General features: G+C 61.4%; 7 protein-coding genes. 6 read left to right on the top strand and 1 reads right to left on the bottom strand.

All coding sequences use genetic code 11. The annotated features are described in order from the left end of the window. The 6 genes from ACIQ17_RS30450 to ACIQ17_RS30425 all read left to right on the top strand — a co-directional run. The coding region (locus ACIQ17_RS30450) for an ABC transporter substrate-binding protein (RefSeq protein ID WP_398473202.1) at nt 1–410 on the top strand (410 nt) is incomplete at its 5' end. A 156-nt stretch (nt 411–566) separates the two neighbouring features. Further along, a complete protein-coding gene (locus ACIQ17_RS30445; protein WP_398473201.1) occupies nt 567–1,439 on the top strand; it encodes a branched-chain amino acid ABC transporter permease in 873 nt (290 codons plus the stop codon). Then, nucleotides 1,436–2,479, top strand: coding sequence for a branched-chain amino acid ABC transporter permease (locus ACIQ17_RS30440; RefSeq protein ID WP_398473200.1), 1,044 nt, complete (start codon nt 1,436–1,438; stop codon nt 2,477–2,479). Before ACIQ17_RS30445 ends, ACIQ17_RS30440 begins: the two co-directional genes overlap by 4 nt. Next, entirely contained in the window at nt 2,479–3,279 is an 801-nt protein-coding gene (locus ACIQ17_RS30435) for an ABC transporter ATP-binding protein (RefSeq protein ID WP_398473199.1), read from the top strand. Before ACIQ17_RS30440 ends, ACIQ17_RS30435 begins: the two co-directional genes overlap by 1 nt. Next, nucleotides 3,272–3,976, top strand: a complete 705-nt coding sequence (locus ACIQ17_RS30430) for an ABC transporter ATP-binding protein (RefSeq protein WP_398473198.1) — start codon at nt 3,272–3,274, stop codon at nt 3,974–3,976. Before ACIQ17_RS30435 ends, ACIQ17_RS30430 begins: the two co-directional genes overlap by 8 nt. Next, on the top strand, nt 3,966–4,313 hold the full coding sequence (locus ACIQ17_RS30425; RefSeq protein WP_398473196.1) for a Rieske (2Fe-2S) protein: 348 nt from the start codon (nt 3,966–3,968) through the stop codon (nt 4,311–4,313). Before ACIQ17_RS30430 ends, ACIQ17_RS30425 begins: the two co-directional genes overlap by 11 nt. Before the next feature lie 338 nt (nt 4,314–4,651). Here ACIQ17_RS30425 and ACIQ17_RS30420 read toward each other — a convergent pair. Beyond that, nucleotides 4,652–5,173 (bottom strand): class I SAM-dependent methyltransferase (locus ACIQ17_RS30420; protein ID WP_398473195.1); only part of this gene is annotated, 522 nt, incomplete at its 5' end.

Below are 5,173 nucleotides of genomic sequence, written 5' to 3'. Positions count from 1 at the left end.
CCGGCGGTTCCCAGAACCCCGACCAGATCATCGCGCAGGCCGGCGCTGCTGCCAACAACACCATGCATCTGACCACCTTCCTGCCCTGGATGCCGGAGAAGACGCCGAATCCGGAAGCCACCGCCTATTTCATCGGTGAGTGGAAGAAGCGCGGCTACGATTTTGCCGGCTGCACGGAAAGTTTCCGCGGCTATGACGGCATCCGCACCATCGCCGCCGCGATCGAGAAAGCTGGCAAGCCTGAGCCGGCTGCCATCAAGGACGCGCTCTGGAAGATCGATGTGAAGGGCCTGAACGGCGACATCATCTTCAAGAAGTCGGGCCCGGCAGGCTCCGAGAGCGGCCAGAGCTTCCCGAATGTCTATCTGGTCGAAATCGCTGACGGCAAGATTCACATGAAGGACCTGTGAACCAGACAACTCGTCTTTCCGGGGCGTCTGCGCATCTTCGCGCAGGCGAACCCGGAACCTCGACCTGAGATTCTCCACTGCAGGATTCCGGGTCTTCGCCTCCGACGGCTGTGCCGTCTGCGGCGAATCCCGGAATGACAGAGAAAGAAAGATACCGTGGACCAGCTTCTCCAACATGTCGTCAACATGCTCGTGCTCGGCGGCACCTATGCCTTGCTCGGCATCGGCCTGACGCTGATCTTCGGCATCATGAATGTCGTGAACTTCACGCACGGCATCCTCTACACATTCGGCGCCTACATGATGTTCATCGTCGTGCATCAGCTCGGCCTGAACTTCTTTCTGGCACTGCCCGTCGCCATCATCGCCGGCTGGCTGCTCGGCGCCGCCATCGAAATCACGCTGCTGCGTCCCCTTCGCGGCGCCGATATCGACACCACCATGCTGGTGATGATCGGCGCCTGGATCGCCATGCAATCCGGCGCGCTGTGGATCTGGGGCGGCGTTGCAAAATCCATCGACAACCCCTTCCCAGAAGCGCCGCTGGTGATCGGACCGGTCTCGGTCTCCTGGCTGCGCCTGTTCGTGCTGCTCGCCGCCGCGCTGCTGATCGTGATCGCCTATTCGCTGATCAACCTCACCAAGCTCGGCAAGGCGATGCGTGCGACCTTCCAGGACTCCGACACCGCCGCCCTCATGGGTGTCAATGTCAGCTGGATCTACACCTCGACCTTCGCCATCGGCTCGAGCCTCGCGGCTGCGGCTGGCGCCCTGCTCGGCCCCGTCTATGTCGTCTTCCCGCAAATGGGCGATCTTGCCGCCGTCAAGGCCTTCGCCATCGTCATTCTCGGCGGCCTCGGCAATATCACCGGCGCCGTAATCGGCGGCTTCATTCTCGCGCTGGCTGAAGAGCTCGGCGCCGGCTACGTGTCGTCCGGCTATCGCGACGCCATGGGCTTCCTCATCATCATCGCCGTCCTGGTCTTCAAGCCCACCGGCCTGTTTGCTCGTGCGGAGCGCGTCGGATGACCCGAACAGTCTCTCTCATCACACTCGCCTTTTTCATCTCCGTTCCACTGTGGCTGAAGGACCCATATCTGCTCAATGCGCTGATCACGACCGGCATCTTCATCATCGGCGCCATGAGCATGAATCTCCTGCTCGGCTTCACCGGGCAGCTCAGCCTTGGTCACATTGCCTTCTTCGGCATTGGCGCCTATGTCAGTGCGCTGACATCGCTCGGCTATGATGTGCCGATCTACGGCGATTTTCACATCGTCCACACGCCCTGGCCACCGATCGCCGGCTTCGCGCTGGCGGTCGTTATCTCCGGCTTCTGCGGCTATCTGGTCGGCAAATTGTCGTTCCGCGTCCGCGGCGCCTATTTCGTGATCGTCACCATTTCCTTCGCTGAAGTTGTGCGGCTGGTCGCCCTGAACTGGGTTGAGCTCACCCAGGGGCCGCTGGCACTCACCAACATTCCATCGATCACCATCGGCCTGCCCTATCTCGGTTATCTCACGCTGAAGACCAAGTTGCAGAATTACTATCTGGTACTGGCAGTCGCCGCGGTGTCGTATTTCCTGATCTCGCGCCTCGTCCATTCGCATTACGGCCGCGCCATGCGCGGGCTGATGGAGAACGAGACACTCGCGGTTTCGGTCGGCATCGACGTCACCAAGGCGCTGACCCTCACTGCCGTCATCTCAGCCGCCATCGCTGGCGCAGCCGGCAGTCTGTACGCACATTACATCCGCATCATCGATCCTGAAGTGTTTGCCTTCATCTCCACGGTGACCATGGTGATCATGGTGGTCTCGGGCGGTAAGGGATCGCTTGCCGGCCCGGTGGTCGGCGGCGTGATCTTCGGCCTGCTGCCGGTGCTGCTGCGGCCGATCATGGCGCCGGAAGCGCAGTGGATCACCTATGGCCTCGTGCTGATCGCGATCCTGTTCGTCCTTCCCCGCGGCATCGTGCCCGCTCTGGCGCCGAAGCTTGGTTTCGGGCGGCCGCAGACCAGGCCGAAGCCGGTCGTCATGACCGAGCGCACCGCCGAGGAGCATGCGTGATGTCCGAAACCGTTCTCAGCATCGAACATGTCGGCGTGCAGTTCGGCGGCCTCGTCGCAATTTCCGACATGAACTTCCATGTCGGCCAGAGCGAAATCGTCAGCCTGATCGGTCCCAACGGCGCCGGCAAGACCACCGCCTTCAACGTCATGACCGGCTTTCTGACGCCGACAAAAGGCGCGGTGAAGTATTGCGGCCAGGATCTGCGCGGCCTCAAGCCTCATGAAATCGCTGACCTCGGCCTGATCCGCACCTTCCAGCGCACCAGCGTGTTTCCCAACGACACCGTGCTCGACAATGTGCTGATCGGCCTGCACCGCCAGGGCAAGCTCGGCCTGCTGGAAGCCATTTTCCGGCTCCCGCGCGCCCGCGCTTCGGAGCAGGCTTTGCGCGAACGCGCGACCGAACTGGTGCGCCTCGTCGGCCTCGAAGCCCGCGCCCACGAGCTCGCCGGCTCGCTCTCCTATGGCGAGCAGCGCCTGGTCGGCGTCGCGCTGGCGCTTGCGGCACAGCCGAAGATGCTGCTGATGGACGAGCCGGTCTCCGGCATGAATGCTTCGGAGACACACACCTTCGTGCAACTGATCCGCAAGATCCGCGACAGCGGCATCACCATCCTCCTGGTCGAGCACGACATGCCGATGGTGATGAGCGTCTCCGACCGCATCGTGGTGCTGAATTACGGCCGCATCATCGCCGAAGGACCACCGGACGAGATCAGGAAAAATCCGGCGGTCATCGAGGCCTATCTCGGCCAGAGTGCCAAGGACGTGGTGAAGGAAGTCGCAGCCCATGCTTGAGATCCGCGACATGGTTTGCGCCTATGGGCAGGTCACCGCCCTGAAAGGCATCTCGCTATCGGTCAAGGCCGGCCAGCTCGTGGCGCTGATCGGCGCCAATGGCGCCGGCAAGAGCACTACGCTGCGTGCCATTTCCGGCCTCGTGCCATCGCGCTCCGGGCAGATGATATTCGATGGCGAGGACATCACCGGCATCGGCGCCCAGCGCGTGCTCACCAAGGGCATCGCGCATTGCCCGGAAGGACGCCGTGTCTTCCCGCATATGACGGTGTCGGAAAATCTCGACATGGGCGCCTATCTTCGCAAGGACACCAGCGAGGTGGCCGCCGATCTCGATCGTATCTATGGGGAGTTTCCCCGCCTGGCCGAACGCCGCAAGCAGGCCGCCGGTACGCTCTCGGGTGGCGAGCAGCAGATGCTGGCGATCGGTCGCGCGTTGATGTCGCGCCCGCGTCTGGTGATGTTCGACGAGCCTTCGCTTGGCCTCGCACCGAACATCGTCGAGCGCACTTTCGCGATCATCCGCGCCATCCGCGACAGCGGCACCACCGTGCTTCTGGTGGAGCAGAACGCCTTCGCCGCGCTGGATATGTGCGACCACGCTTACCTGCTGGAGTCCGGACGGGTGGTGCTCTCCGGCGGCGGCGCCGAACTGATTGCCAACGAGCATGTACGGCGGGCCTATCTTGGCGGATGACGACGGCCGCTGGGTCGTGCTCTGTTCGCGGGACCGGCTGGCGGCTCAAAAGATCATCTGCGCCACGGTTGCGGGCGTTGCCATCATCCTGGTTCAGGAAGGCGACACGATCGTCGCCTGCGAGCGCGCATGCCCGCACGAGCAGGCGGACCTCAGCCGCGGCCATGTCTCCGGCGGGCAGCTGCATTGCCCACATCACCGCGCCTCGTTCAGTTTGGCGAGCGGGGAAATATCGCCGGGATGGCCGAGCCGGTCGCTGCACACATTCCCCATTCGTTTGGACGAGGCCCAGGTCTGGATCGACAGTCAGGCTGTTCGGGCGGCATCGTCCGATTGACCGACGCCGTGAGTGCCAGCTTCATGGCACCCGACCAGATCTTACCGATCGTGTGGCCATGCCTTGGCCCGCGATATACGGAGTCGAGCCGTGTACCTGCCACAACACCAACGGGAACTACCGGCCGCGCTGATGGTGCCCGACAAAGAGCATTGAGGCCCGCTTTCCTTAAGCGCAATCCAGAATGACCAGCGAGCAAATAAAAGCTGGCCCGCGCGTCTTCCCTGGCCACTAGCCTGCCTGAAAAGAACGCCTCTTGTCAGATGCTGGAGAAAGGAAGTTCAGTTTTCGAAGCGTCCCAGTGGCGCCGGCTGGAGATCCCTTGATGACGCATTTAATCAGGTCAACGATTGACGCTTTGAAATGCACATCGCAGCGCCGAGATACACGAATGATCGTTGAGCGAACTTTGGTGCCAGCTTGAGCGCACCAGTTCTGATAGCGTGCTTCATCCGCCCCTTAACTTTTCCTGCCAGAAAGGTTTCGTAGTCGAGAGAATTGGCAAAAACACCTTTGCGAGCGACGGTGAGGCCGGACGTCTCCAGAACATTAATGAAGCGATCGAACGTATAATGATTGATATGTCCGTATGGCTTTCCGGCCTCGATCGACCTGTTGAGGCGATACGTGTGTTCCAAGGGCACTTCGACATAGACGCGTCCTGCTACTCGCGCCATTTCGGAGAGCAATAGACGTTCATGCTCGACATGTTCGAGAACGTGGATCGCGATAGCTGTGTCAAATGATCGGTCGGGGAACGGGATTTTGTATCCATCGAAAATCTCGGCCGACTTGAGAGTTTTGAGTTTGCGTTGCCTGATACGGTCAACGCCTGACTGAGAAATGTCCACGGCGCTCAT

Origin of the sequence: Tardiphaga sp., from assembly GCF_044340795.1 — a bacterium.
Lineage (GTDB): Bacteria > Pseudomonadota > Alphaproteobacteria > Rhizobiales > Xanthobacteraceae > Tardiphaga.
Note: the sequence above shows the minus strand (reverse complement) of the source record. Positions and strands in the feature narration are given on the sequence as shown.